The 3,009-nt window shown below is 68.7% G+C and carries 2 protein-coding genes; one reads left to right on the top strand and one right to left on the bottom strand.

Annotated elements, in window-relative coordinates; translation table 11 throughout:
* Window positions 1-1,719 (bottom strand): SGNH/GDSL hydrolase family protein (locus tag ACFYR0_RS31410; RefSeq protein ID WP_389335613.1); only part of this gene is annotated, 1,719 nt, incomplete at its 3' end.
* A gap of 558 nt (window positions 1,720-2,277) precedes the next feature.
* Between ACFYR0_RS31410 and ACFYR0_RS31405 the strand changes: the two genes are divergently transcribed.
* Entirely contained in the window at window positions 2,278-2,991 is a 714-nt protein-coding gene (locus ACFYR0_RS31405) for a helix-turn-helix domain-containing protein (RefSeq protein ID WP_389335610.1), read from the top strand.
* Window positions 2,992-3,009 lie beyond the last annotated feature (18 nt).

The following is a 3,009-nucleotide window of genomic DNA, read 5'->3' as shown; positions in this document are numbered from 1 at the left end:
GATGTCGGCGTACACAGCGGCGCCGGCACCTGCGCTGAAAGTTCCCGACGCGACAGTGCCCTGTGAGTGCCACCCCTTGACAGGGCCCCCGGCCGGGGTATCGCCGCTGTCGGGTCCTTCGATCCAGCCCGCCTGGGCCACCGTCACCAGTCCGTCGTAGAACGCTCCTGCCATCTTCTGGTAGCCGCGGTCGTTGGGGTGCAGGCCATCGGCCAGATTGGCAGTGGTGACCGCGTCCATATCGACCAACTGGACGTGCTGGCCGGCCGCCCGCCGGGCCTCCACGACACCCGGGATCGCCGCGTTGTACGTGGCGATCCGAGCCGCGGTCTCCGGAAACGCGGCCGGCACGATGGTCGAAACCAGCACCGTCACATCCGGGTCGTACCGCAGGATCTGGTCGATCAGGCTGTCGAGCCTGGCCGGCGCGCCGCGCGGATCGACGTTGTTGCTCATGTCGTTGGTACCGATGTGCAAGAGCACCACGTCGGGCCGGTACGTCGCCAGGGCGGAGTCCACGATGCCGGCGATGTCCCCGATCAGCCAGCCGGGATGCCCCTCGCTCGCGGCGGGCGCCGCTCCCGAGCGCTGCGAGCCGACGAATTCCACCGACCCGCCATGCTGGGTCAGGTGGCCGTACAGCGCCGACCTGTACCCGGATCCGTTCGAGCTGGCGGTGCCGTACGTGATCGAGTCACCCAGCGCCATGACCCGCAGGCCCACATCGCTGACCCCGATCCTCCCTCGCGCGAGCCGCTGGACAGTTGCGTGGATGATGTTGGCGACGTGCTCGGTGAGCAGGTTCGCCAGAGCGCCGAGCGGGTTCCCCCAGGCTCCGAGTTTCGACGCCCAGGTGCGCAGCGTGGATTGAGCATTGGCGATCAAGGTGGTTGTACTGGCAGCTGTGAGCTGCATGAAATGGACGCCCAGGCCACCGGTGACCGCACCGAAGATCGCGCTGCCCACCACGTTGCCCCAGACCTCCGCGTCGATCGGCTTCTGGTCCAGAGCGGCACTCACCAGCTCGCCGACGCCTCCCGACAGGCCCCCCGCCACGGCACCGCAGACCGGTCCGGCGAAAGGACCGGCAGGGAACAAGGCCAGGCACAGGGCCCCCGACGCGACAAGGGTCACAGCAATAGCCGCACCCACGACGAGTTTCTTCCAGAGACCTTCCCAAAAACCCGTGGCGCCGAATTCGCCGGCCGGCACCACGATGACCAGGCTGTCACCGACGATCTGTATGCTGCCGTTGTAGTCGATACCGTCACTTTGCTGCTGGTGATATCCCACGCTGTTCTTTTCCATGTGCAGCGTGAAAGACTCACTGAGCGAAAGCCCGTTCGCCTGGTCCCCGTGGACGGTGGCGACCAGTTTCTGCATCTCCTGACGCAGCAGCTCCGGATGCTCCCCGGGATAGAAATCTATGGCTGCCACCAGGTCGTCGTCACGACTCGCCAGCTCGCGGAGACCGCCTGCGTCCCGGGCGCAACCGACCCGCAGGTCGGCGGCACCCTCAGGGTACGTCGGTGAGGTGTCGAAGGACGTGGCGTGAGCCGAGCAGCCTGGGGCATCCGCCGCGACGGCTTCATGCCCGACACGGGGCAGTGCGGACCCGGCGAGCATCAGCGCCACCGAGAGAGCGAGCACGAAGAGCGATAAGCCCCCCGAGAATCTCCTTTTCGCCTGAAAGAGTGCATACGGGTTTCTGCGCGTCATTCTTCCTCCTGCGTGATGCGCCTCATCCAGGGCGCAATACTGTCGGGTCGGAACACAGGGCTTCGGCGTAGTCGCGTGACGCCCGGTTCCCGGCGATCTGCCGGCTCGGTGGTGCCCAGGGAACGGGACAGGCACGGGCTTCCAAGATCATGGAGTTCCCTACGCCCCGCGATCGGAGTGGAACACCGTGCCTGCCGCCAGGGTTTCCGCCGCGCCTCGCGGCGGGTGCGACTCGGGCTGGAGCCATGCCGGGTTTTTGCCTTCCTGGGCACAGGGGTGAGGTCCTGGCCCCCGGAGGGGGCCGACCCGAAGATCAGCCTGGGCGCGGCGTGGGTGTGCGGTGTGTGCGCGTGGCACGGAAGTGCTGCCCCCTGAAGGCGAGTTGGGCGGGATCGGCCACCGTGTCCGGCGAGGTGCCGTGCTTGGATGGCCCGAGCTTGTAGCGTGCGGCGTCCCGTCCGCCATTCCACCGGGAGTTTCGGAATGCCGGGATGTCCGCACTGGCTCTGGCCTGGAGGAACGTGGCGATCGTGGGATGCCGAACGGGATGGAGGACTGGTGGGGGCAGCGGAAGAGACAGCCGATTTCGCCGCACTGCTGCGCGAGTTGAAGGAGCGGTCCGGGCTGAGTTACGAGGCTCTGGCGAAGCAGGCGCACATGAGCACCTCGACGCTGCACCGGTACTGCAAGGGGGAAGGGGTGCCGGCCGACAGCGCTGCCGTCGCCCGGTTCGCCCGGGTGTGCAAGGCGACTCCCGAGGAACTGGGCGAACTGCACCGGCGCTGGGTCCTGGCGGACGCGGTGCGGGAACGTGCGCGGCGGGCGGCGGACGCGGAGCCGGCCGAGCCTGACGCCCCGCCTCCGCCCGTGCACGCAGAGCCTGCGATGTTCGTCGCCGAATCGTCGCCCGGGACGGTCGTCCCCGCGGACGCGCCGCCGGCGCGTATACGGGCCGCCCGTAAGCGGTGGGGCCTGCTCGCGGCGGGCACCGCCGCGGTCGCCGTGTCCACCGTGACCATGGTGATTCTGAAGGGAGGGGGGACGGACGCGGCGGAGAGGGGGCGGCCGGTCGGCAACGTGGCCTCCTCCGAACAGCGGCCGTCCGACTCCCCTGCGACGCACGCGCCGACGTCCGCGCCCGTGTCCCCCTCCGCAAGTCCGAGCCGCGCCGCGGCCCCTACGGCGCCCGACGCCAAGCTTGGCGTTTATCCTCGGCGGGCTTGGTGTTCCTTGATCGACTCGGCGCGTTTGACGGTTTTACCGACGTCGTGACGTTTGGCCCGGTGCTTG

Source organism: Streptomyces sp. NPDC005017, from assembly GCF_042873115.1.
In the GTDB taxonomy this organism is placed as follows: Bacteria; Actinomycetota; Actinomycetes; order Streptomycetales; family Streptomycetaceae; genus Streptomyces.
The sequence above is the reverse complement of the archived record's forward strand: the minus strand, read 5'-3'. Positions and strand labels throughout refer to the sequence as shown.